This window comes from Arthrobacter sp. TMN-49 (assembly GCF_054511095.1).
Genome location: NZ_JBTNDH010000031.1, coordinates 19,471 through 42,759, shown reverse-complemented (window position 1 = coordinate 42,759; position 23,289 = coordinate 19,471). Strand labels below are relative to the sequence as shown.

The following is a 23,289-nucleotide window of genomic DNA, read 5'->3' as shown; positions in this document are numbered from 1 at the left end:
TCAACGCACGCCCCCGCAAGTCACTCGGCTGGAAAACACCAGCCGAAGTATTCCGTGATCTACTGATACCAAGCTAACCACCCAGTGTTGCAACCACCCCTAAAATTCAAGTTCCGGTCCAACAACTGCCACACAGATGAAGAGGGGGTTAGATTTCGGCCCGCTCCAACATTTCGGTGACGAGTGCCGCAATGGGGGATCGTTCCGAGCGGGTCAGGGTGACGTGGCCAAAGAGCGGGTGGCCCTTGAGCGTTTCCACAACGGCCACGACGCCGTCGTGCCGGCCGACGCGCAGATTATCACGCTGCGCCACGTCGTGGGTGAGCACTATCTTGGAGCGCTGGCCGATGCGGCTCATGACAGTCAACAACACGTTCTTCTCCAGTGACTGTGCCTCGTCAACAATGACGAAGGAATCATGCAGGGACCGGCCACGAATATGGGTCAGCGGCAGCACCTCCAGCAGGCCCCTGGCCATGATCTCGTCCATGACGGTTTCGGAGACCACCGAACCGAGCGTGTCAAAGACCGCCTGCGCCCACGGGTTCATCTTCTCGCCTTCGGAACCGGGCAGGAAGCCCAACTCCTGGCCACCCACCGCGTACAGGGGCCTAAAGACGACAACCTTCTTGTGTTCGTTGCGTTCCAGGACCGCTTCCAGCCCGGCACACAGTGCCAACGCGCTCTTGCCCGTACCGGCCCGCCCGCCGAGGGACACGATGCCCACCTCCGGGTCCATGAGCAGATCCAGGGCGAGGCGCTGTTCGGCCGAGCGGCCGTGCAGGCCAAAGACGTCCCTGTCCCCACGCACCAGGCGCACGTTCTGGTCGGCGCCAACCCTGCCCAGCGCCGATCCCCTGTTGCTGGTGATGACCAGGGAGGTGTTCACCGGCAGGGCCGCCGCCTCGGGAATGGCCACCGCCTCGTGGTTGTACAGGGCAGCCATCTCGAAGTCCGTGGCATGAATTTCGTCAACACCTGTCCACCCCGAATCGTGGACCAGCTCGTTGCGGTACTCCTCCGCGGCCAGGCCCATGGCTGACGCCTTCACACGCATGGGGACATCCTTGGACACCACTGTGACGTTGTGGCCCTCATTGGCAAGGTTCTTGGCCACGGCCAGGATGCGCGAATCATTGTCACCGCCGCGCATGCCCGCCGGAAGCACCTCCAGCGACACGTGGTTGAGCTCCACCCGGAAGGTCCCGCCGTCGTGCCCCAAGGGAACAGGCTCACTCAAGCCGCCGTTCTGGGTGCTCAGATCATCGAGCAGGCGCAGGGCTGTGCGGGCAAAGTAGCCCAGTTCGGGGTCGTGGCGTTTGGCTTCCAGCTCCGAAATGACAACAATCGGCACAATCACCTGATGTTCGGCAAAACGCGTGATGGCTCGCGGATCTGCCAACAAAACTGAGGTGTCAATGACGTAACTGCGCAGTTTCGCCGCTACTGGCGCGCTTGCTGAATGCTGCTCAAGGTTCAATGCTTCAACCACGTCGACTCCAGCCCTCCGGAGCGTCACAAGGCGTCCGGATTCTATTCGGTACGGCGAGCGGAGTTGCCCTCCGTTATGCCTAAACTACGCCGCCAAACGGTCTTGTGGTGGCGGCGCGCCGACCCTGCGGATTAACGCTTGGCAAACTGTTCGCGCAACCCTAACTGCCAAATCGGCGGCTGCGGCCGGCGTAGTCGCGCAGGGCGCGCAAGAAGTCGATTTTTCGAAACGCCGGCCAGAGGGCCTCGCAGAAGTAAAACTCGCTGTAGGCGCTTTGCCACATCAAAAAACCCGAAAGGCGCTGCTCCCCGGACGTGCGGATCACCAGGTCCGGGTCGGGCTGGCCGCGGGTGTACAGGAACCTGGAAATGTCATCCACTGTCAGCGACTGGGCAACCTCCGCCATGGCACGGCCCTGGGCGTCGGCGTCAAGGAGCAGTTCACGGACGGCGTCAACAATTTCGCGCCGGCCGCCGTAGCCGATGGCCATGTTGACGTGGATGCGTTCCTTCGCCGGCGTGCGTGCTGTCAGGGAGGAGAGCCGTGCGGCCAGATAGTCCGGAAGGAGTTCGGGGGCGCCCATGGCGTGCACGCTGATGTCCACGTCGGCGTCGAGCAGGTCCAAGGTGTTGGCGATGATGCCCATGAGCTCATCAAGCTCTTCCTGGGAGCGGTTCATATTGTCGGTGGAGAGCATGTAGAGCGTGACAACTTTGATGCCCAAGTCCTGGCACCAGCCCAGGAATTCCAGAATCTTGTCGGCGCCGGCCTGATGGCCCTCACCGGTGGGTGCGTTGAATTGCTTGGCCCACCGGCGGTTGCCGTCAACCATGACACCAATGTGTCCGGGCACGCTGTTGGCATCGAGGGACTTGGCCAAGCGCCGCTCGTAGTAGTTGTACAGCAGCTTGGGCATCCGCACCGAATCGGTAAACAGTCGCATGAGTGTGCACCGGGCCTTTGCGAATAGTGGCCCTGCGGCCTGCGAATCTTGCTAGCTCTAGATTACCTGCAGGTGCCGCCAATTCTCACCAGGCGCAGCCAACGCTCATGTTACTGGCTAGTAACCACGGCGGGGGCTGCGATATGCTTTTTTCATGATTCCCGTTGCTGGCGAAGACCTCAAACCGTCCTGGCGGGGCTGGCTTCACGCCGGAACCGCTCCAGTGGTATTCCTGGCCGGGATCACCCTGGTGCTGTTGGCGCCCAGCCGGCCCGCCCAGCTTGCCTGCGCAATCTACGTGGCATCCGGCGTCATGCTTTTTGGCACAAGCGCGCTATATCATCGGGGGAATTGGTCACCAAAAACCAGGGCCCTGCTCAAACGCTTGGACCACAGCAACATCATGATAGTCATTGCCGGTTCCTACACACCGTTGTCGGCGTTGATGCTGCCACGACCCACCGCCACTGTGCTGCTCTGGATGATCTGGCTCGGCGCCATCGCGGGCGTCTTGTTCCGCGTGGTGTGGGTCAACGCCCCGCGCTGGTTGTACGTTCCCATCTACGTTCTGCTGGGCATCACGGCACTGTTCTTCCTCCCGCAGTTCTGGGCGGCCGGGCCCGTCCCGACCCTGTTGATCTGCCTCGGTGGCGCCCTGTACATTGCCGGTGCAGTGATTTACGGGATCAAGCGGCCCAACTTCAGCCACCGGCACTTTGGCTTCCACGAGCTCTTCCACTCCCTCACCGTGGCAGCGTTTGCCACGCACTTTGTGGCTGTGGTCCTCGTTGTTTTTGACTAGCAGTTTCGCCGGCCACGCCCCACCCGCCCTGTGGGCGGAGGTGTCCATGCTCTTTAGCGCAACCTTTTCTGCGGATCCCTACCTTGAGGACCCGGCGGAGTTGGTCACCATCACCGGCTGGGGTCCAGTTCAACTGGCCCAGCCGGGCGGGCGGCTGGTAGTGGTCCACAGCGATGGCATCCTGGCAGCCTTCGCCTTGTCCCACGGGCTGGCGGAGGATGCCCCGTGGCAGCAAATAGTGGCTGATGCCGTGACGCCAGACTCCCAGTACCGGACAGCCTGCCCGGAAAACATTGTGGTGATCCAGGAGCTGGCTGTGGCCGCCCCGCACCGCGGCAGGGGCCTGGCCAGGGAGTGCGTGCGCAGGCTCCTGGCCAACAGGCCCGAAACCCACGTGATGCTGGGCGTCTACGACCAGGCCACCCCGGCCCGCGCCCTGTACAGGAAGTGGGGCTTCGAGGAGCTCGGCACAACAACCGCTGCCGGATCCCCCATCACGCTGCGGGTTCTGGGCCATCCGTTACCGTGGCCGGCCCAGAACCCTGTGAGCTAGAACCTGATGGCGTCAATGACCTTGACCCGGATCGCCACAAGGGCCGGTATGGCGCCTGCGAGCGCGCCCACCAGCACTGCCGAGCCCAGCCCCAACAGGGCAGCTTCCACCGGAAAAGCCGGATAGGCATCCAGGCCCGGCGCCACTTTCGACTCCACAAACGGGTTCTTAACCACTGCCACCGCCAGCATGACACCGACGGCGCCGGCCACTGTGGTGCCCACCACCGACTCCATCATGACGCCCGTGAAGATGCGTCCCGAGGTGGCCCCGAAGCTGCGCCGGATGCCGATTTCGCGCACCCTGTAGCGCACCGTGACCATGGAGATGTTCAGCAGCCCCACGGCTCCGAGCACCAGGATTAAGGCAGCAATGCCGGAGACCATGAGCTGCACCATGGCGAACGGGTCGCCTTGGGCGGCGTAGTCGCTGCGGTTCACGATCACTTCCGCCCCGGGGAGCTGCTGCGCCAAGTCGGCGTTCAACGCCGGTGCCAGCTCCTCAGCCATGCCGGCAGGCACCCAGATCCTCAGTTCCTGCCCCATGCCGCCTTGGTCCTGTGCCGCACCGATGGCCTGCGCCGCCGACGTCAGCATGAACGCTTGCGGCGCTTCCTCGGGGTACTGATTGGGCATCACGCCGATGATCACCGCCGTTGCGCTGTTCGAACCCAGCACAGTGATTTGCGGAGCAGTGGTGAGGTTGGGCGCTCCGGCGGCTGCATAAAACGCTTCATTGACGACGACGGCGGGAGCCAACCTTTCGGCGTCGTCCGCGGCAAACCAGCCTCCCTGGGCAACCTCGACCCGGTGAATAGCCCCGTACTGCGGGTCAACCACTGTCAGCTGCACACTCTGGACCCCGGTGGGGAACTGAAATCTGCCCTCCGTCTGCGTGAGGCGGGAGGCATGCGTGAAGCCATAGCGTTCCACAGTTGCGTCCAAAACCTTCGCCGTCCTGTCCGCATCCGGCGCCTGGGCCGTGGCCGGGTCCGCATAGATGGACACGCTTAGGGTTGCTTCCCGGCCGCCGTAGCGCTCGGAATCGAGCCGCATGCCTTCCCGGGCCAGATTGCCCACGCCCACCACAGTGGTCAGGACGGCAACGGACAGGGCAACACCAACCAGGGCCAACAGCACCCGCGTCTTGTGGATCCGCAGCTCTGACCAGGCTTCCACCATGGCCGAAATCAGTGCAGTCATGCGCCGGCCCCCAGAAGGACATCTGCCGTGGCAATACCCTCGGTGACCGTGAGGACACCGGCGTCCAGCCGGTACCTGGTGCGGGCCCGTGCGGCGACGTTGAGGTCGTGGGTGATGGTCACCAGGGCTGCCCCGGATTCGGTGGCAATGGTGTCCAGCAAATCCATGACGGCCTGGCCTGTCTCCACATCCAGGGCACCCGTTGGCTCATCCGCCAGGATCAGCCGGGGCCGGCGCACCAGGGCACGGGCAATGGCCACACGTTGTTGTTCACCACCGGAGAGCATGTGCGGTTGTGTGCCGGCCCGCGCGGCGAGCCCCACCCTGTCCAGCATCTCCAGCCCGAGTGTGTTGCGGCGCCAGAATTCCTTCCGGCCGGCATACATCAGCGGTGTCACCACGTTCTCCAACGCCGTGCGTCCGGGCAGCAGGTTGAACTGTTGGAAGACAAAACCGATGCTGGAACCACGCAGTTTTGCCCGGGTGTTGTTGCGCAGTCTTTCCACAGGGGTCCCATCAAAGAGCATCTGGCCGCTGCTGGGCACATCGAGCAGGCCAAGAATGTTCAGCAGGGTTGATTTTCCACAGCCTGAGCGTCCCACTATGGCTGTATGGTCACCCACCCGGACTTGCAAGTCAACGCCGCGCAGAATATGCAGCTGTTCGTCGTCGGGCAACACCACGCTGCGCGTGACTTTGCGCAAGTCCACCAGCGGTGCGCTGGCGTCACGGCTGGTTTTTGCACCGTCTGGGGCGGCACTGTCATCGCCAGGAGGGAAGATGATCGTCATCGTCAGCCGCCCATCTGGCCGAAACCGGCCATCTGCCCGGCCGGGACCACGGCGTCGGCCCCCGGCACAAACTCCAGCACGTGGTCGCCGTCGACCAGTCCGGAGCTGATCTCCACCTTGTCCCCGTCGTTGAGCCCCAACACCACCTTGCGCTCCTCCGGTTCCCCGCTTCCGTCCACCGTGGGAACCCAGACCACGCCGTTTTGGACACTGCCCTTGACGGCAGTCAGCGGCAAAGTCAGCACGTCCTTCGCTTCACCGGCCGTGAGGGTGATGGTTGCCCCGAGCCCGGGGAAAACGGTCGTCGCGGCAGGCACGGCACAACTGACCTGCCCGGTGCTGCCGTCTGTTGGCGGGGCGGCCTCCTGTGCACCGGGCACGGCCGCAGCGTCGGCAGGGGCGTCATCGTCAGCGGGTTTGTTGCTCATGTGAACGTTGTTGCACGTGAACGGTGCCGGGCCGTTGGTGATGGTGCCGGTGGCGGAACTTGGCTTGCCCAGGAGGCGGAATTGTTGCGCAGTGGTCAGGGACGCAGTGATGGAGAATGTGCCCGGGCTGACGGAGCCAGTGTTGTCCCCAACACTGATTTCCTGGTTCAACAACACTGAGAGCGTGTCCAAGGTGCCGGCCACCGGGGCCAGCACCTTGGTGAAGGCATAGACAGGTGCCGTCGGGGCCTGCGCAGTGTCCGCCGATTCGTCGTCGTCCGCGGGAGCCACAGCGGTGTCGGGATCGGGCACTACCTCGCTGCGAACCTGAAAGACTCGATCCCCTGCGGCCAGCTGCGCACCCTTCTCAACGAAGAGGAACACCACCTTGCCCGCCGCCGTGGAGCGTACCGGCGTGGCAGCATCACTTTGCACCGTGCCGGCCACTTCGACGGTGTTGGTCACCGTGGCCCGGTTGACGGCAATGACGGGTGCTGCAACCTGGGCTTGGGGCACCGGCTGCTCTCCGTCGTCCTTGAGCCCGTCAATGAAGGCCAGTTTGACCAAAGCCACGGCTATGACCGCGAAAACCAACACCCACACAATTGGAAAAATGACACGGCGCAGTACACGCATTTTTGTTTCCTTCTTCGAATCTCCCCACAGATCCCCGGACGGAGACGTGTTCGAGAACAATCTAGCCGAGCCCAGCGGATTGCGTGAAATGACTCTCAGAAACAGCAAAAACACGTGGGCGCGGCCATCGGCAAGCCGCCGCCATCGCCGCCGCCGCCGCTTCAGGACAGCAGGTGTTGGAGTTCCTGCGGTGTTTCCACGGGCCGCGCACACACCATGTTCTTGCAGACGTAGGCCAGCGGCACCACCGAAGCAGCGCCCATCCCGCCAGCTTGGGCACGCTCGCCGAGGGCACGCTCGCCGAGGGAGCGGCCGGCCATGAGCGGCACGGGCACCGGACCCAGGCCGTCCCACACTGCTATGGCCGCACCCGGGGCGTTGGCCAACCAGGCCTGCCGCACCAAGGCAGCGCGTGCCTCACCGGCCGGCCCCACCACGGCAATCTCCAGTGGCCCGGCTGCACACGCCAGTGCGGCAGCCAAAACCCCACCCACCGACCGTGGCGCCCTGCGCGCCAGTTCGGGCACCGTTGCCAACAGATTCTCAACGATCCGCCTATGCCGCTCCGACCCCGTGTAGCAGGCCCAGGCGGTGAAGGCTTCGGCGAGCATGGCCACACCGCTTGCCGTGGCATTGTCGAAGGGATCGGCAAAGCGTGATCCGTACCGGGCGCCCCGCGTTCCACTCCGGGTGCCCTGGTTGAACACCACCGAATCTGCAATGAAGTCCTGCTCGAGGGCAGCAATGAGTTGGCCGGCAAACTCAAACCAGCGCCTGTCCCCCGTGGCCGCATACAGTGTCAGGTACGCCTTGGCGCAGGCGGCATAGTCCTCGAGTAGTCCCTGGATGCCCCGTGCCTGACCGGCGTGGGAAACCCTCGACAGCTGCCCATCCCAGTGCACTGCCCGCAAGTACTCGCCCAGTTGCACAGCGCGCCTCAGGTGGGCGGGCTCCCCCAGCACCATGGCCGCCTCCGCCAGCGCCCCCATGAGCATGGCATTCCACGCCGCCACCACTTTCTCATCCCGGGCCGGCAGGGTGCGCAGTTGGCGCTGGCGCACCAGGGCGGGGCGGATCAAGCCCCAGGCGTGACGCTCGCCGGGCCCCAGGGGGCGGCCCGGATGGAAAGGTGCCTTTCCGGTGCCGGGGATGTTCATGAACCCTGCAACGAAGGATGCGAGTTTCTCGGCCTCATCACTGCCGGTCAATGCGCCCGTTGCCTCCGCGGCTGCCGCGTTCAGCTCAGCCATGCCCCACTGGTAGCTGGCTCCCTCGTGGTGCACGCCGTCTATCACTGTGTCGGCATCCAGGGATGAGGCGAAGGCGCCGCCGGGCAGCCGCAATTCTTCCACGAGCCAGGAAATCGTCGCGTCCGCAGCGGCGCGGGCATCCTCAACACTGAGCGCTTGCCCTTCTTGCTGACCGGCCCCTGGCTGCGCCTGGGCCAATCTGATCCAATGCACCAATGCCTGCAGCAGGCCAGCGTTGTCGTACAGCATTTTCTCGTAGTGCGGCTCTGACCAGTCTGCGCTGACGCTGTACCGGGCAAAGCCGCCGGCCACTTGGTCAAAAAGGGCCGAGTTGACCAGTGCGCCGAGGGTTCGCCCGGCAAGGCCTTGCGCGTCCCTGCCCGTGCCAGCCGCGTCACCGGCGGCACAACGGATCAGGAATTCCAGGGCCGGGGTGGGTGGAAACTTTGGGGCCGTGCCAAATCCGCCGTGCTCGGGATCCTCGGCACCGGCCATCGCGGCGACGGCGTCCCGCGCCGCAGCACCCCAATCTGTTGTTGGCGCCGGAGAAAGTTCGACGGCGGATGACTCACCCGCCGCAGCTGGCCTGCCCGCCGCACGGATCTGCCACAGCGGCTGCGACAGAGCCTGCGCGAGGTCGTTGGCGCTCTGCTCCACCGCGTCCCGGCGTTCACTCCACGCCTCCTGGACTGCTGCAAGGAGCTGCCGGAAGGAGGGCCGCCCCGGGCTTGGTTGGGGCGGAAAATAGGTCCCGGCATGAAAAGCGCGCCCGTCGGGGGTCAGAAACACGCTCATGGGCCAGCCCCCTTGGCCGCTCAGAGCTTGAGTGGCCGCCATGTAGGCGTCGTCCACGTCGGGGCGTTCCTCGCGGTCCACCTTGATGGCGACAAAGTGCTGGTTCAGATACGCACCCACTACGGGGTCCTCAAAGGACTCCCCCGCCATGACATGACACCAGTGGCACGCGGCGTAGCCCACCGACAAGAAAATGGGTACATCACGTGCCAGCGCTTCGGCAAAGGCGGCGTCGTCAAACGGCTGCCAGGCCACAGGATTGTGGGCGTGCTGGCGAAGGTAAGCACTTGGTTCATCCGCCAGCCTGTTCATGGCTAAAGGCTACTTCGCATCCGTTTCGGGTGCGGTGGTGGCGTCTGCTTCCTTGACCACAGCGGAATCGGGGGCGGGCGCTGGGACACTAGTCCCGGCGTCGTCCCTCATGATGGGGATGCCCATGAATTCGGCATCCGGGCCATGGGAGCCGCCGGCCCGGCCTTCCTCAACCTGGGCCCGGTACCGGACGCGGCGAATGCGCTTGACCATGTCGCGGATCAGGAAGAACATGATGATCACGATGCTGAAGGTCACAACGAACCCCAGCAGGCCGGGGGTGATCTGGTCCTCGGTCAGCCCGGGGCGCAGGCCGCCGGGCGTGGGAACTGCGGGGTCAGTGGTGGCAAGCAAAATCAAAGTGTGCACTATCCGTCTTTCGTTTCATCCCCGGCAGGCGTGGTGCCAGCGGGAAACGTCCACTATCTATCGTAGGCCAGCGAAGAGGTCGTTTTCGGGCACAGTGGTGGGTACGCGGGAGCTAATCAAGGAATAGTCCTCCCACGGCCACACTTTTCGCTGCATGGCCGGGCTGACGGCAAAGAAGAAACCGCCCGGATCCACCTGGGTTGCGTGCGCGCGCAAGGCGTCGTCGCGGCTTTCAAAAAAGTCGCCGCAGTCGATTTGCGTGGTGGTGGGGTGCTTGCTGACGGGCATGGTGTGGCCCTCGGAGTCGGCTTCAAGCCAGGCGGCGAGCCGTTCGGCGTACGGCGAGGTCAGCCCCGCCTCCTCCAAGGCGAAGTGCAGGGCCCGGAAGCGTTGCGGGTTGAAGGCCAAATCGTAGTAGAGCTTGGACGGCTCCCATGCCTGCCCGGTGCCAGGGTAGCGTTCGGGGTCCCCGGCCGCGGTGAACGCCTCCACGGCGATTTTGTGCGCCATGATGTGGTCCGGGTGGGGGTAGCCGCCGTTCTCGTCGTAGGAGATGATGACGTGCGGGCGGAAACGGCGCACCAGCCGAATCAGCGGCGCCGCCGCGATCTCCAGGGGTTTGAGCGCGAAGCTATTGGCCGGCAGCTCCGGCAGGGGGTCCCCTTCGGGCAGGCCGGAGTCAGTGAATCCCAGCCATTGCTGGGAGATGCCCAGGATCGTGGCCGCCTTGGCCATTTCCAGCCTGCGCGCACCACCCATGTCACGGTCGGAATGGGGGTCACCGATCAGGGCCGGGTTTTGAATGTCACCGCGCTCCCCACCTGTGCAGGTGGCAACCATGACCTCAACCCCGGCAGCAGCATAGGAGGCCATCGTGGCGGCACCCTTGCTCGCCTCGTCGTCGGGGTGGGCATGAACTGCCAAAAGTCGCAGCGGCTGCGCAACTGTGCTCTCATTACCGTTCATGGGGCTACCTTCAATCCTGTGAAAACTATGGGACAAAATTCTTGGGCTCAAATAAACGCTAAACTTATCTGAGTCCAACGCCTTCATCGACTGTGGGCGGCCAGGCCACGGAACCCCGTGGAACAGACACAAGTGGATGCAGTGACAAACTCAGATTCTCCAGCAGCTACAAGCCTAACCAATCGTTACGGCACACCCAAGCGGGCCCTGTCCAAGCGAAACAAACTCGTTCTGCTCATCATGGCAGGCGTGCTCGCCCTGACGTGGATTCTGTGGGTTGTTATTGGCGGAAACACTGGAGTTTCCCAAAAAATCCTCAGCTACAACGTCGCCGACGGCACCATGACGACTGTGGACCTGGCTGTGAGCAAGGACCCCTCCGCGACAGCCCGCTGCGCGCTGAAGGCCATGAATGACAGCTACGCGGTGGTGGGCTGGAATGTTGTCACGGTGGGCCCCAACGGCGAGGATGTTGGTGCCGAAAATGGCCGCACCACCACCGTGCGTGGTGAGATTAGAACCGATTCACTGGCCGTCACCGGCGTGGTGGAAAACTGTTGGATCGTGAAGTAGCCGTAACACGCACCGCCTCGATTCTTGGGTTTATCTCCCTTTTTGACTAAACTAGTCCCTATTACCTTCTGCCCCGCTTGGTGAACCAGTGATTTTTTCGCTGCCGCGCCTGCTGCGGGGCCTTTGCTTTTGTACATTCAAGGAGAACTTCGTGGCTACTACTAACAGCGCGCCCCCCTCTGCATGGCTGACCCAGGAAGCTTTTGACCGCCTCCAGGGCGAGCTGGCTCAGCTCTCCGGCCCCGGCCGCGCGGAGATCGTCAGCAAGATCGAACAAGCTCGCCAGGAAGGCGACCTAAAGGAAAACGGCGGCTACCACGCAGCCAAGGACGAACAGGGCAAGATCGAAGCCCGCATCCGCCAGCTCAGCGAAATGCTGCGCTACGCCCGCGTGGGCCAGGCGCCTGCCGACGACGGCATCGTGGAGCAGGGCATGGTGGTGGTTGCCACCATCGCCGGGGATGAAACCACTTTCCTGCTGGGCAGCCGTGAGGTGGGTGCCGGGGACCTTGACGTGTTCAGTGAACGCTCAGCCCTGGGCGAAGCCATCGTGGGCAAGAAGATCGGTGACAAGGTCACCTACATCGCCCCCAACGGCAAGAGCATTGATGTGGAAATCCTCTCCGCCAAGCCGTACGTGGGCTAATCGCCGCGCCGTCGCAACTGACCCGCAGAAAACGCCGAAAAAGTCACGGAAACCGTGAATTTTCGGCGTTTTCTGCGGGTCAGTTACTTAAGCGGCGGACTCGAAACGCTGGGCTTGCCGTGAGAGTACAGTTCTCATCCGCGCAGACGACGCCGGAACGTGAGCCCCAGCGCCCCGGCGCCAAGCAACAGTCCACCAATGGCGCCGGGAAGGGCTATGCCGGCACCCGTTTCCGCCAGCACTAGCGCTGTCTTGGGCTTCACCTCCGCGACAGGTGCCGCCATGATGGTGGCGGCCGCGGACCCAGTGGCGGAAGCTGTTGCCGTGGACGTTTGTGCCACCTCCGTGGCGGCAACCGTGACCTCGATGCCAGCGCCCCGGCTCACTCCGCCGTCCATCAGGCTCCTCTGGACAGGAGTGAGCGTGTGCTTGCCGGCACCCAGTGGCCTCACGGCCGTGCAGGCAAACATCCCATGGTCCCCGGTCGTGGCCGTGCACACTGTGCTGCCGGTGCCGTCGAGGATGTCCACGTTTGTGTAGAGCCCCGCGGTTCCTTCAATCACTGTCTTTGCCGCGACCAAGCTCCCGTTGACGGGGCTGGTAATGGCCGGTGTGACAGCAACGGTGATGGTGACGGCTTCGCCCGTGACCTGGCCTCCACGGTTTTTCGACAGGGCGGGAACAAAGCTCTTCGTCCCCACCGACAGTAGGCGAAGCGGTGTGCAGCTGTAGCTCCCGTCAGCTGCAACCGTGGCGGAACATATTGATAGGCCGCTCTGCCCACCGAGGATATCAATATCCGCACCCGGTTCGCCCCTGCCGGTAAACACCGGCAAGTCGTCCACCACGGCGCCGGACAGTGGGCTCGCCACTGTAGGCCGGGCGGTGACAGTGAAATGGTAGGGCCCGGTGGTCTCCACCGTTCCGTCGCTGCTGGTGAGTTCGGCAGTAACTGTCAGGGGCCCAAGGTCAAAAGGCGCTTGCGGCGCGCAGGAAAGTATCCAGTCCTCATCCGTTGCTGCGGAACAGACAAGTGTGCCGTCCTGGTGGAGTATCTTCATGACCTGTCCCGCGAAGCCTCCGCCGCTAAACATCTGCTGCGCTGTAATCACGTCCCCGTCGAGGGGATACGCGAATGGGACCCTCGCCGCGGGGGCAACACCGTCCGAGGTTTCAACCGCGGCCGGGCTGCCGCTTGGACTGTCGGAGCCGGGGGCGGCCTGCGCCGGGAGCCCGGACAGTCCAACCATGCCCAGCACCACAACGAAGGCGCCAATGCCCGCCACCATCCGCCACAGGCGCCCACTATTTTCCACAAGACCGCCCACGGCAATGTCCCCCACGTTTGTAGACACTTATTATGGTTCACCTCTGAACCAAGAGAAGTATTCACCAGTTTGGCTGGAAATGGAACAACCCTCCCCTTCATGACGCGAGGGGCCGCAAATCTCACGCGCACCGGCACCACGCAACCACGCAACCTACGCAACCTACGCACCTATGCATCTGACCCGCAGAAAACGCCCGAAATTAGCGTTTTTGACGTGATTTTCGGCGTTTTCTGCGGGTCAGGTGCGCAAAGGCGGGTGTGGGGTCTAGTGGACCACTATCGGCTGGAAGCCTTCTGCCCGCAGGGCCGTCAACACCAGCTCGCAGTGTTCGTGCCCCTTCGTCTCCAGGTTCACGGTGATGGAGACATCACCCATGGAGATGGAACCACCCACGCGGGTGTGGTCCACTCCCGTGACGTTGGCGTCGTTTTCGGCGATGATGCGCGAGATGGTGGCGAGCGAGCCCGGCCTGTCGTTGAGCATGATGCGCACCGTCAGGAAACGCCCGGCGGCTGCCAGACCGCGCTGGATGACCTTGAGCATGAGCATTGGGTCAATGTTGCCGCCGGAGAGGATGATGACAGTGGTGCCGGGGTTCTCGATCTTGCCTTCCATGAGCGCGGCAACACCCACGGCGCCAGCCGGCTCCACCACCATTTTGGAGCGCTCCAACAAGAAGATCAAGGCCCGTGCCAGGGCGTCCTCACTGACGGTGACGACGTCGTCCACGAGTTCGCGGATGATCGAGAACGGCAGCTGACCTGGCCGGCCCACGGCAATGCCGTCGGCCATGGTGGAGACCTTCTTCAAGGGCACCAGGGCATCGGCGGCGAGCGACGGCGGGTACGCGGCAGCATTCTCCGCCTGGACGCCAATGACACGGATTTCCCTGCCGAGTTCCTTGGCCCGGGCCTTCACAGCCACGGCAACGCCGGCCAGCAACCCGCCGCCACCAACACCCATGATGATGGTGTCCACGTTCGGCACTTGGTCAAGGATTTCCAAGCCGATGGTGCCTTGTCCGGCCACCACATCAACATTGTTGAACGGGTGTACAAACACCGCGCCAGTCTCATTGGCGAAGCGTTCAGCCTCGGCCAGGGACTCGTCGACGTTGAAGCCGTGCAGCACCACCTCAGCACCGTGTCCGCGGGTTGCGGCAAGTTTGGGCAGGGCCACGCCCACAGGCATGTAGATCCGGGCCTTGATGCCCAGCGCCTTGGCCGCCACAGCAACGCCTTGTGCGTGATTTCCGGCCGAGGCCGCAACTACACCGCGCGCCCGTTCCTCCGGCGACAACCGTGCCATGCGGACGTAGGCGCCCCGGACCTTGAAGGACCCGGCACGTTGGAGATTCTCGCACTTGAAAAACACCTCGGAGCCGGTCAACCGGCCCAGAGCCCGCGAACTTTCAATGGGTGTGAGCGCAGTAATCTCCGCCAACAACTCCCTTGCCTGTTCTATCTGTGCCAGGGTGACGGGAAGATCGCTGGGTGCGTTCACGGTTCTTTTCTCTTTCTCTGCGGAAATTCGATGGTGCAAAAGCGTGGTGCGCGCCGGGGCCACCGGCGGCGCCTATGGTTTGACTGGGCCGTTCTCGGCCTCGGGTGAGTCGGCAGGTCCCGCCGGGACGGGGGTGAGCCCGTAAATATCGGGCAGCAGGGGATCGTTCTCCCAACCTCTTTCGGCAACGTAGCGGATAAAGGAATTGGTCACTGCCAGGAGCGGGACGGCGAACAGTGCGCCCAAGATCCCGCCAACACCGGCACCTGCAGCAACAGCCAAGATCACAGCCACCGGGTGCAAGGACACTGCCCTGCCCATAATGAACGGTTGCAGGAGATGGCTTTCCAACTGCTGAACGGCCAACACAATGCCGAGCATGATCAAGGCGTTCACCCAGCCATTGGCCACCAGTGCCAGCAACACGGCCACGGCCCCCGTCACCAGGGCGCCCACGACGGGAATGAACGAGCCCACAAACACCAGCACGCCCAGGGGCAGGGCCAGCGGGACTTGGATGATGGCGGCACCAACACCAATGCCGACGGCGTCAACGGCTGCCACAAGTATTTGCACCCGCGCATAGTTGCCCAGCGAGCGCCAGCCACGACGGCCAGCACCATCAACGGCGGGGCGGGCACGGCGCGGAAAGAACTTCACAATGAAGGCCCAAATATCCGGGCCCTCCAAAAGGAAGAACAGCAAGATGAACAGTGTCAGGAGCAGTCCGGCAGCGAAATGGCCGAAGCTGCTGCCAACGCCCAGGGCGCTGGAGAGAATGACGCTGGTATTGTTTTGCACCGCCTCAAGGGCCTCGTTGAGGTATTTGTTGATCTGATCATTGCTGATGCCCAGCGGACCGGACGTCAACCATTCCTGGATCTGAATCACGCCCGTGATGGCTTGCTCGCTCAAGGCGGAGAAACCAGCCACCATCTGACGGCCCACCAGAAACAACCCGCCCAAGACAATGACGATCATGCCCACTTCGGCGATGGCCACACTCAGGCCTTGTGGGACACCTACTTTCTTTAAACCATTGACCACCGGTCGCAACAATGCTGCAAGGATTGCTGCCAGCATGACGGGGACAATCAAGATGGTGATTTGACCAAGCAACCACACGAGCATGGCCGAGACAAGCAGGACAGCGCCCACCCGCCAGGACCAGGCACCGGCCACCCGCATGCCAAAGGGGACCACCGAAGCGTCCTGTTGTGAGTAGCGCTCTTGTTCGTGCTGTGAGGGCGTCATAAACCAATAATTCCCTATGGGGCAAAAATTCGTTAAACGGTGTCCATTGTCAGCGTGGCGCGGCGCCAGTGCCGGGCGCCTAAACGGGGATGAAACGGGCGCCTAAGCGGGCGGCTAAACGGCCAGCTGGGAGTCAATCCCCCAGTTCATGGTGAAGGACTCCCCGGCCGCCAGCCATCTCAGGCCGTCGCCGGAATTAAACGCATTGGCCGGCCCGGACATCGGCTCCATGGCCACCGCGAGTGAGCGCCCCGGGAAGTTGTCGGTGATGTACACATGCACGTGGGTGACGGTGCCGTCGTGGAACAAACTTACGCTGCGACCGTCCGCAGCGCTCAGCGTGTGCCGGGCAACGCCGTCGTCAGTCACCAACTCCGTGAAGCACGTGTCCATCATCGAAACCGGGACTGCCTTGCCGGCACGCAGATCATAACGCCCGGTGACCTGCGCGGTGCCGGTGGGAATCATGCGGCTGTTGGCGCTCAGGTAGCTGGCCGCTTTGACGGTGATGCTCAACTGCTCCGGAGCCACCGTGCCAAGGGTGAGATACGGGTGGGCGCCCAGAACACAGGGTGCCGGCCTGGCGGAATCGTTGATGAGCGTCTGGGCAACACGGAGTTCCCCGGCCCCGCCCAGCTCATAGCGGACCTGGTGCCGGGCCAGGAACGGGTAGCCGTGCTGGGGGTGGATGGTGGCTTCCAGGAGCACATGCGTCGGGGTGTGCTCCAACGCCGTGTAGCCCATGTTGCGCAACAACCCGTGAATGGCGTTGTTGCGCGGAACCTCGGTGATGTCCAGCTGCTGTGCCACGCCGTCGAGCTCCCACAGCCCGCCATCCACCCGATTCGCGAACGGCGCCAACGTGATTCCGGCGGCACCGGGCGCTATGGCATCGAGCGGATAGCTCTCCACCAGAGCCACCCCACCCTTGTCATAGTGGCGCAGTCCGGCCGCCAGGGAGGTAATAATGGCCGTAGCATCACCACGCACCAAGGTGAACTGTGATCCTGTGGCCGCCCGGAGTCCCGTGGTTTGAATGGGAGTTGTCATGGGGAATAGATTACCGCCTCGGCCGCGGAGAACTTACCGGATTTCTTGCCGGGTGACTGCACAAACAACCCACGCTAATGTAAGATTTTGTTTGAAAACTACTTATTTTGATCACTTTTATCGGGAGGTCTCCTATGCTGGCACCGGAACGTCAGGCACGCATCCTGAAGGAGCTGCAACTTCATGAGGCTGTGCGCGTTGCAGATATTGCGGCAACGCTCAACGTGAGTGAGATGACCATCCGGCGCGACATCGAGGCCCTGGATCAGAACGGACTGGCCCGCAAGATTCACGGCGGAGCCATGCGCCTGGCCCGCCTGAGCGCACTGGAGCCCGGCTTTCTGCTCAACGTTGACAAGCAGCTTGAGGGCAAGCTGGCCATCGCCACGCAGGCGTTGGCCCTCATCCAGCCCGGCATGACCTTGGCCATGACCGGCGGCACCACCACGTACCAGCTGTCCGTGCTGCTGGGCCACGAACTGGAACGGCTGCGTACTCTCACAGTGGTCACCAACTCCTTGAAAGTTGCCGATCTTCTATACCGCCAACAAGGCACCTCGGATTTGAAGGTCATTGTCACAGGCGGTGAGCGTACGCCGTCGGAGGCGCTCGTGGGCCCCGTGGCCCGCCTGGCGCTGGGCAGCCTGAACACAGATATTTGCTTCATGGGCGTGCACGGTCTGGATGCCGATCGTGGCCTGAGCAGCCCCAACTGGTTGGAGGCGGAGACCAATGCGGCGTTCATCGACGGCGCCGCGCGTTTGGTCATTCTGGCCGACAGCACCAAATTCCACGTCCGTTCCCTTGCTGCCATAGCGCCCCTGAGTGCCGTGGACACCATCATCACCGACGACGCCGTCAACGCACTGACCGCCGAGCAGTTCACCCCGCTCGTACAACACTTCATCAAGGCCCCGCCAGCGGCGGCGCAGCCCGCCACCGCTCCCCTCAGGAAGTCCTCATGACCATTGCCACCACCACGCTTCTCGCCGATGGCCGGGAGCTCATTTACTTCGACGACGGCGGATTGGCCAAGGAGCATGTTGGCGTCGACAGCCGTCCACTGGATGCCCGTTCGCAGGAGAACACGGGCGAGCTGCGTTTCGACGCCCTCACCGGCGACTGGGTGGCCATTGCCGCACACCGCCAGACCCGCACCTACCTGCCCCCTGCCGACCAGTGCCCGCTCTGCCCCACCACGGGGGCAAACCTCTCCGAGATCCCGGACTCGGCGTATGACGTGGCAGTGTTTGAGAACCGTTTCCCGTCCCTGGGTCCGGCCGTTGGTGCCATACCGGCCAGCCCCGGCTGGGGAACCACGGGACGGGCCTTTGGCCGGTGCGAGGTGGTTGCGTTCACCCCTGAGCACACGGGCTCCTTTGGCGGACTGTCCGCCGAGCGTGCCCGCACAGTCATCGACGCGTGGGCGCACAGGACGGAGGCACTCAGTGCACTCCCCGGTGTCAAGCAAGTTTTCCCCTTTGAAAACCGCGGCCAGGACATTGGTGTGACCTTGCACCACCCGCACGGCCAAATCTACGCGTACTCCTATGTGCCGCCGCGCAGCGAGGTCATGGCCACGGCGGCCCGGACGTTCTTTGACGCGCACAACGGCCGGGCCACCTTGCTCGGTGACATTGTGGCCAAGGAGTCCGAATCCGGTGAGCGGATGATCGCCCAGGGCGAGCACTTCAGCGCCTACGTGCCCTTTGCCGCGCACATGCCCCTGGAAATCCACCTGACCCCGCACCGCCACGTCCCGGACTTTACCGCCCTCAGCGACGCCGAACGGGACGAATTGGCGCTCATGTACCTTGACGTGCTGCGGCGCCTGGACAACCTGTACGACACGCCCACCCCGTACATTGCCGCCTGGCACCAGGCACCCTTGGACGCACAACTGCGCCCCGCCGGCCGGTTCCATCTGGAGCTCACCTCACCGCGCCGGGCAGCTGACAAGCTGAAGTTCCTGGCCGGCTCCGAGGCCGCCATGGGCGCCTTCATCAACGACACCACACCGGAGCAAACCGCCGCAGTACTGCGCAACACCTCCACAGCAACGAAAGCAGGAGTGGCATGAGTGCCTCGATCGACGCGGCCCAGGTGGCTCAGGCCTTCCAGGACACGTTTGGCGCGGCCCCAGACGGAGTTTGGGCGGCGCCCGGCCGGGTCAATCTCATTGGCGAGCACACCGACTACAACGAAGGTTTTGTGCTCCCCTTCGCCATTGACCGTGCCGCGGTAGTGGCCATCCGTTTGCGTGATGACAACGTTGCCCGGCTGCGGTCCAGCATTGGTGAGCAGATAACCATCAGCGTTGACTTGAACGCCCTGTCGCACGACACCATGAGCGGCTGGACGGCATACCCGCTGGGCGTGGTGTGGGTCATGCGCCAGATGGGCATCGCGATTGGCGGCTTTGACCTGTACCTGCATTCATCGGTGCCCTCCGGGGCCGGCCTGTCCTCCTCGGCGGCCATCGAGTGCGCGGTTGCCACCGCGTTCAACGAGCTTGAGTCGGCGGGGCTGAGCCCCAATGAGCTGGTGCTGGTGGGCCAGCGTGCCGAGAACGAGGTGGTGGGTGCCCCGACAGGCATCCTTGACCAGTCGGCGTCGTTGTTATCCACCGACGGCCATGCCGTGTTCCTGGACTGCCGCACGCAGGAATCCACGCTGGTGCCGCTGGACTTGGCTGCCGCCGGGCTGCTCATCCTGGTGGTGGATACCCGGGTCAGCCACGCGCACGCAACAGGCGGCTATGCTGCCCGCCGCGCCTCCTGCGAGCTGGGCGCGCAGGTGCTCGGCGTTGCCGCCCTGCGCGACGTTGTTGCGGCCGACCTGCCCGAGGCCGCGGGGCTTTTGGACGACGAGACGTACAGGCGAATCCGCCACATCATCACGGAGAACCAGCGCGTGTTGGACACTGTTGAGGTATTGGACGACGCCGGTCCGGCCGCCATTGGTGCGCTGCTCACCGCCAGTCATGTGTCGATGCGCGATGACTTTGAGATCTCCTGCCCGGAGCTGGATCTTGCCGTGGACACTGCCCTGGCCCAAGGCGCCCTCGGGGCACGCATGACCGGCGGCGGCTTTGGCGGATCCGCCATCGCGCTGATCCCGGCCACGGCGGAGGCCACGGTCCGCGCCAATGTGGGGCAGGCCTTTGCCGACGCTGGTTTCACCGCACCGGACATCTTTGCCGTCTCCCCGGCCCCCGGGGCACGCCGGGTCCGCTAACCACAACTGGCCCGCAGTAAACGGCGAAAATTCACGAATTCGTGGGTATTTTCGCCGTTTTCTGCGGGCCAGTTGTTTAAGCGGGGGCTACTTGCCCAGGAAGTCCTGGTGCAGCTCGTGCGTTTTGGCGATCTGCTCGAGGATCTCTTCGGAGTCCTTGTGCTTGTCGCGGTACTTCGGCTCCATGGTCTGGATGGTCTTTTCCTCGACCATGAGCAGGCTGTACACGCGCTCACGCTCGGCCGGATCAGCCGTGTATTCCAGGTTCGAGTAGCTTTCAGCATGGCGACGGGCGTTGTTGAGGACCGTCTGGGCCTTGCCGGACTTGCTCACCAGGGAAGCCACCACCGTGACGACCAGGACCCCGATGATGACCGTCAGGGAAAGGCTCGTGGAGATCTCAAAGACGTTTACGTGCTCGCCGTTGTTGATGAACGGCAAGTTGTTCTCGTGCAAGGCGTGCAGCACCAGCTTCACACCGATGAAGGCCAGAATAGCGGCCAGGCCGTAGGAGAGGTAGATCAAGCGATCCAGCAATCCATCCAGCAGGAAGTACAGCTGGCGCAGACCCATCAGGGAGAACGCCGTTGCCGTGAAGACAATGTAAACGTTCTGGGTCAGCCCGAAGATGGCCGGAATGGAGTCCAGGGCGAAGAGCAGGTCGGTGCCACCAATGGCGACCATGACCAGCAGCATCGGGGTAAGGACCTTCTTGCCATCGATCTTGGTGACGAGCTTGTCGCCATCGTAGTGCTCGGAGGTATTGAAGAGGCGCTTAGCCAACTTGATGATGAAGTTATCGGCGCCTTCATCGCTGCCGTCTTCTTCCTTGAGCAGGTTGCCTGCCGTGATGAGCAAGATGATGCCAAAGATGTAGAACATCCAGGACCAGGTGTTGATCAACGCGGCACCGGCAAAGATGAAACCGGTGCGTGCGATCAGGGCGAAGACAATGCCGAAGAGCAGAACCTTCTGCTGATCCTCGCGGGGAACCTTGAAGCTGGCCATGATGACCAAGAAGACAAACAGGTTGTCAACGCTCAATGCCTTTTCGGTGATATAGCCGGCAAAGTACTCGCCACCCATGGTGGCGCCACCGAAGACAAACACAGCGATGCCGAAAACAACGGCAAGGCCAACGTAGATGGAGGACCAGATGGCTGCTTCGCGCAGGGTGGGAATATGCGCCTTGCGGATGTGGAAGAAGTAGTCAAAGGCCAATAGGGCCAAAATGACCACAATGGTAATGCCCCAAATCAGGGGTGAAACAGTCATGAGGTACTTTCGCTAGTGACGTGGGGCAAGTTCTGCCATATTCCTGAAAAAATTTGAACAGTGCCCGGCCCCTGCAGCCAGGGGTCGGGCAACTGCCGGTGTTATGAAGGGCCTGGGCCGGATTTAGTCGTTGCCTCGCAGGATGGCCAGCAGGCGCAGGATCTCCACGTACAGCCACACAAGAGTCACTGTCAGGCCAAAGGCTGCCGTCCAGGAGTATTTAGAAGGCAAGCCGTTTTGGACACCCTTTTCGATGGACGTGAAGTCCACGATGAGCGAGAAGGCAGCCAGACCAATGGCCAGCAGGCCAATCACCACACCGAAGGGGATGTTGGTGCCGGGAATGTCCATGCCGTTCATGCCCCACGGGGTGGTGGTGACATTGAACATCATGAGGAAGAAGTTGACCAGCGAGAACAGCGCGTAGCCAGCCATGGCGATGATGAAGAAACGCATCATCTTCGGAGTGGCGCGGACCTTGGCGTTGCGGAACAGCACCAGGGTCACCAGGAACACGCTGAGCGTGCCCAGCAGGGCCTGAATGGCAATACCGGGGAATTGTGCTTCAAGCACACCGGTCAGGGCGCCCAGGAACATGCCCTCGAACACGGCATAGCCCAGAATCAGGGCCGGTGATGGTTCCTTCTTGAAGGCGTTCACCAATCCCAACACCAGGCCAACGATCATGCCCGGCCACATCAGCACCGGCACCATCCAGCCCAAGGCTGCGCCAACCAGCACCAGGCCAAGGGTGAGGACTGTCTTCATGATGACGTCGTCATAGCTCATGCGACCCGTTTGCGAGGCATTCGCGGCAGGCTTGTTATACATGTCTTGCAACTGTTCAGCGGAGAACTGCGCCTGCGCGGCCATGGTGTCGGCCCCGCCGTTGACGTAGCCGCGCTGTCCCGACGGCGTGTCCTTGAAGTTCTTGTTGTTGGCAAAAACCGGATTTCCACCAAGTGCCATTGTTCTGATTCCTTACGAATGAGTGGTCAAAAAACGTTCTCTAGCAGTACTTAGTAATACGTTCGAACTACCGTTTTTGTTCCCGGATTCCTGTGGAAACCACCATGGACGGCGTGGTGTGTAGGTACCCCAGGTCGGACTCGAACCGACACTGAACAGATTTTAAGTCTGGTGCCTCTGCCATTGGGCTACTGGGGCCTAGCTGGTCTGGACGCTCCAGCTGCTATCAACATTACTGGATGGGCCGCCCGCTAAAGAAACTGGGGCTCAAAGGGCGTTGAAGGGCTTTGCGTATTTGAAGTGTCCATGCAAACCGGCTGTGAAAGCATTCAGCGCCAGGGCCATGAAGTGTGATCCCCACGATGGGTCCGGGGAGATGATGCCCAGGGAATCTGCGGGCACGAAACCAAAGCGGGGATAGTAGTCCGTGCTGCCCAGCAGTACCAGGGTCGATTCCCCCATGGTGTTTGCTTGGGCGATGGTGGCGTTCATCAAGGCCGATCCGATTCCTTGACCCTGATACGCCGGCAGCACCGCTATGGGACCCAAACCCAGCGACGGCGCCGCCCCAATCCAGCCACGGGTGGTGATCACGTGACCTAGAACCTCACCCCTGTCCGACTCCGCCACGAGCGATAAGTCCGGGATGTACTCCCGTGCGGCAAACAGCTCGCGGAGCAGCTTGGCCTCGACAGGTTCGGGAAAGGCGGCCTCGACCAGGGCCAAGATTTCGGGCCTGTCCCCGGCATGCTCGCGTCTGATGATCATCAAAGCAGTCTAGTGCCCCCGCCTGAGCGAGAACCGGGACGTCAGAGCGTCACGGGCCGGTGAGCACACGAAAACGGCCCGCCCCGCAGCTGTGGTGCAAGCTGTGGTGCGGGCCGCCGCGGTGCCCGGGCCATGACTGGCCCG

Annotated in this window: 22 protein-coding genes and 1 tRNA gene; 7 read left to right on the top strand and 16 right to left on the bottom strand. The window is 62.9% G+C overall.

Annotated elements, in window-relative coordinates:
- Positions 1-148 precede the first annotated feature (148 nt).
- Both ACX80E_RS13675 and ACX80E_RS13670 read right to left on the bottom strand, forming a co-directional pair.
- Positions 149-1,480, bottom strand: coding sequence for a PhoH family protein (locus ACX80E_RS13675; protein ID WP_459302553.1), 1,332 nt, complete (start codon positions 1,478-1,480; stop codon positions 149-151).
- Between the two features lie 172 nt (positions 1,481-1,652).
- A complete protein-coding gene (locus ACX80E_RS13670) occupies positions 1,653-2,435 on the bottom strand; it encodes an isoprenyl transferase (protein WP_459302551.1) in 783 nt (260 codons plus the stop codon).
- Positions 2,436-2,589: 154 nt separating this feature from the next.
- Here ACX80E_RS13670 and trhA point away from each other — a divergent pair, with 154 nt between their 5' ends.
- Both trhA and ACX80E_RS13660 read left to right on the top strand, forming a co-directional pair.
- A complete protein-coding gene (gene trhA / locus ACX80E_RS13665; protein ID WP_459302550.1) occupies positions 2,590-3,237 on the top strand; it encodes a PAQR family membrane homeostasis protein TrhA in 648 nt (215 codons plus the stop codon).
- Positions 3,230-3,790 (top strand): GNAT family N-acetyltransferase, encoded by a 561-nt coding sequence (locus ACX80E_RS13660; protein WP_459302549.1) that lies wholly within the window; start codon positions 3,230-3,232, stop codon positions 3,788-3,790. Before trhA ends, ACX80E_RS13660 begins: the two co-directional genes overlap by 8 nt.
- Here ACX80E_RS13660 and ACX80E_RS13655 read toward each other — a convergent pair.
- The 6 genes from ACX80E_RS13655 to mca form a co-directional block, all read right to left on the bottom strand.
- Entirely contained in the window at positions 3,787-4,992 is a 1,206-nt protein-coding gene (locus ACX80E_RS13655; RefSeq protein ID WP_459302548.1) for an ABC transporter permease, read from the bottom strand. The two genes, ACX80E_RS13660 and ACX80E_RS13655, sit on opposite strands and share 4 nt — an antisense overlap.
- On the bottom strand, positions 4,989-5,783 hold the full coding sequence (locus ACX80E_RS13650; RefSeq protein WP_459302547.1) for an ABC transporter ATP-binding protein: 795 nt from the start codon (positions 5,781-5,783) through the stop codon (positions 4,989-4,991). Before ACX80E_RS13650 ends, ACX80E_RS13655 begins: the two co-directional genes overlap by 4 nt.
- A gap of 2 nt (positions 5,784-5,785) precedes the next feature.
- Positions 5,786-6,847, bottom strand: coding sequence for an efflux RND transporter periplasmic adaptor subunit (locus tag ACX80E_RS13645; RefSeq protein WP_459302546.1), 1,062 nt, complete (start codon positions 6,845-6,847; stop codon positions 5,786-5,788).
- A gap of 161 nt (positions 6,848-7,008) precedes the next feature.
- Positions 7,009-9,204, bottom strand: a complete 2,196-nt coding sequence (locus ACX80E_RS13640; protein ID WP_459302545.1) for a thioredoxin domain-containing protein — start codon at positions 9,202-9,204, stop codon at positions 7,009-7,011.
- 9 nt (positions 9,205-9,213) lie between these two features.
- A complete protein-coding gene (locus tag ACX80E_RS13635) occupies positions 9,214-9,573 on the bottom strand; it encodes a hypothetical protein (protein ID WP_459302544.1) in 360 nt (119 codons plus the stop codon).
- 57 nt (positions 9,574-9,630) lie between these two features.
- The gene (mca, locus tag ACX80E_RS13630; RefSeq protein ID WP_459302543.1) at positions 9,631-10,539 is read right to left on the bottom strand and encodes a mycothiol conjugate amidase Mca; all 909 of its coding nucleotides are present in this window, start codon (positions 10,537-10,539) and stop codon (positions 9,631-9,633) included.
- A gap of 117 nt (positions 10,540-10,656) precedes the next feature.
- On the opposite strand from mca, the gene ACX80E_RS13625 reads away from it, so the two are divergent.
- On the top strand, positions 10,657-11,112 hold the full coding sequence (locus ACX80E_RS13625; RefSeq protein WP_459302542.1) for a DUF4307 domain-containing protein: 456 nt from the start codon (positions 10,657-10,659) through the stop codon (positions 11,110-11,112).
- Positions 11,113-11,263: 151 nt separating this feature from the next.
- Positions 11,264-11,758, top strand: coding sequence for a transcription elongation factor GreA (gene greA, locus ACX80E_RS13620; RefSeq protein ID WP_459302541.1), 495 nt, complete (start codon positions 11,264-11,266; stop codon positions 11,756-11,758).
- A 134-nt stretch (positions 11,759-11,892) separates the two neighbouring features.
- Here the strand turns inward: greA and ACX80E_RS13615 are convergent, their stop codons facing one another.
- The 4 genes from ACX80E_RS13615 to ACX80E_RS13600 form a co-directional block, all read right to left on the bottom strand.
- Positions 11,893-13,113, bottom strand: coding sequence for a hypothetical protein (locus tag ACX80E_RS13615; RefSeq protein ID WP_459302540.1), 1,221 nt, complete (start codon positions 13,111-13,113; stop codon positions 11,893-11,895).
- A gap of 240 nt (positions 13,114-13,353) precedes the next feature.
- The gene (gene ilvA, locus ACX80E_RS13610) at positions 13,354-14,592 is read right to left on the bottom strand and encodes a threonine ammonia-lyase (RefSeq protein WP_459302539.1); all 1,239 of its coding nucleotides are present in this window, start codon (positions 14,590-14,592) and stop codon (positions 13,354-13,356) included.
- Positions 14,593-14,664: 72 nt separating this feature from the next.
- A complete protein-coding gene (locus ACX80E_RS13605; protein WP_459302538.1) occupies positions 14,665-15,846 on the bottom strand; it encodes an AI-2E family transporter in 1,182 nt (393 codons plus the stop codon).
- Positions 15,847-15,960: 114 nt separating this feature from the next.
- Positions 15,961-16,896, bottom strand: coding sequence for an aldose 1-epimerase family protein (locus ACX80E_RS13600; protein WP_459302537.1), 936 nt, complete (start codon positions 16,894-16,896; stop codon positions 15,961-15,963).
- A gap of 134 nt (positions 16,897-17,030) precedes the next feature.
- Here ACX80E_RS13600 and ACX80E_RS13595 point away from each other — a divergent pair, with 134 nt between their 5' ends.
- From ACX80E_RS13595 to galK, 3 genes are read left to right on the top strand one after another with little or no spacing between them, the layout of a single operon-like run.
- Complete coding sequence (locus ACX80E_RS13595; protein WP_459302535.1) at positions 17,031-17,861, top strand: DeoR/GlpR family DNA-binding transcription regulator; 831 nt, start codon at positions 17,031-17,033, stop codon at positions 17,859-17,861.
- Positions 17,858-18,976, top strand: coding sequence for a galactose-1-phosphate uridylyltransferase (gene galT / locus ACX80E_RS13590; protein ID WP_459302534.1), 1,119 nt, complete (start codon positions 17,858-17,860; stop codon positions 18,974-18,976). Before ACX80E_RS13595 ends, galT begins: the two co-directional genes overlap by 4 nt.
- On the top strand, positions 18,973-20,133 hold the full coding sequence (gene galK / locus ACX80E_RS13585) for a galactokinase (protein ID WP_459302533.1): 1,161 nt from the start codon (positions 18,973-18,975) through the stop codon (positions 20,131-20,133). The genes galT and galK overlap by 4 nt, the downstream gene beginning before the upstream one ends.
- A gap of 87 nt (positions 20,134-20,220) precedes the next feature.
- On the opposite strand, the gene ACX80E_RS13580 is transcribed toward galK, so the two are convergent.
- The 4 genes from ACX80E_RS13580 to ACX80E_RS13565 form a co-directional block, all read right to left on the bottom strand.
- Complete coding sequence (locus ACX80E_RS13580) at positions 20,221-21,408, bottom strand: TerC family protein (RefSeq protein WP_459302532.1); 1,188 nt, start codon at positions 21,406-21,408, stop codon at positions 20,221-20,223.
- Between the two features lie 123 nt (positions 21,409-21,531).
- Positions 21,532-22,377, bottom strand: coding sequence for a Bax inhibitor-1/YccA family protein (locus tag ACX80E_RS13575; protein WP_459302531.1), 846 nt, complete (start codon positions 22,375-22,377; stop codon positions 21,532-21,534).
- A gap of 125 nt (positions 22,378-22,502) precedes the next feature.
- Positions 22,503-22,575 (bottom strand) — tRNA-Leu (locus ACX80E_RS13570).
- Between the two features lie 69 nt (positions 22,576-22,644).
- Positions 22,645-23,145 (bottom strand): GNAT family N-acetyltransferase, encoded by a 501-nt coding sequence (locus tag ACX80E_RS13565; protein ID WP_459302530.1) that lies wholly within the window; start codon positions 23,143-23,145, stop codon positions 22,645-22,647.
- Positions 23,146-23,289 lie beyond the last annotated feature (144 nt).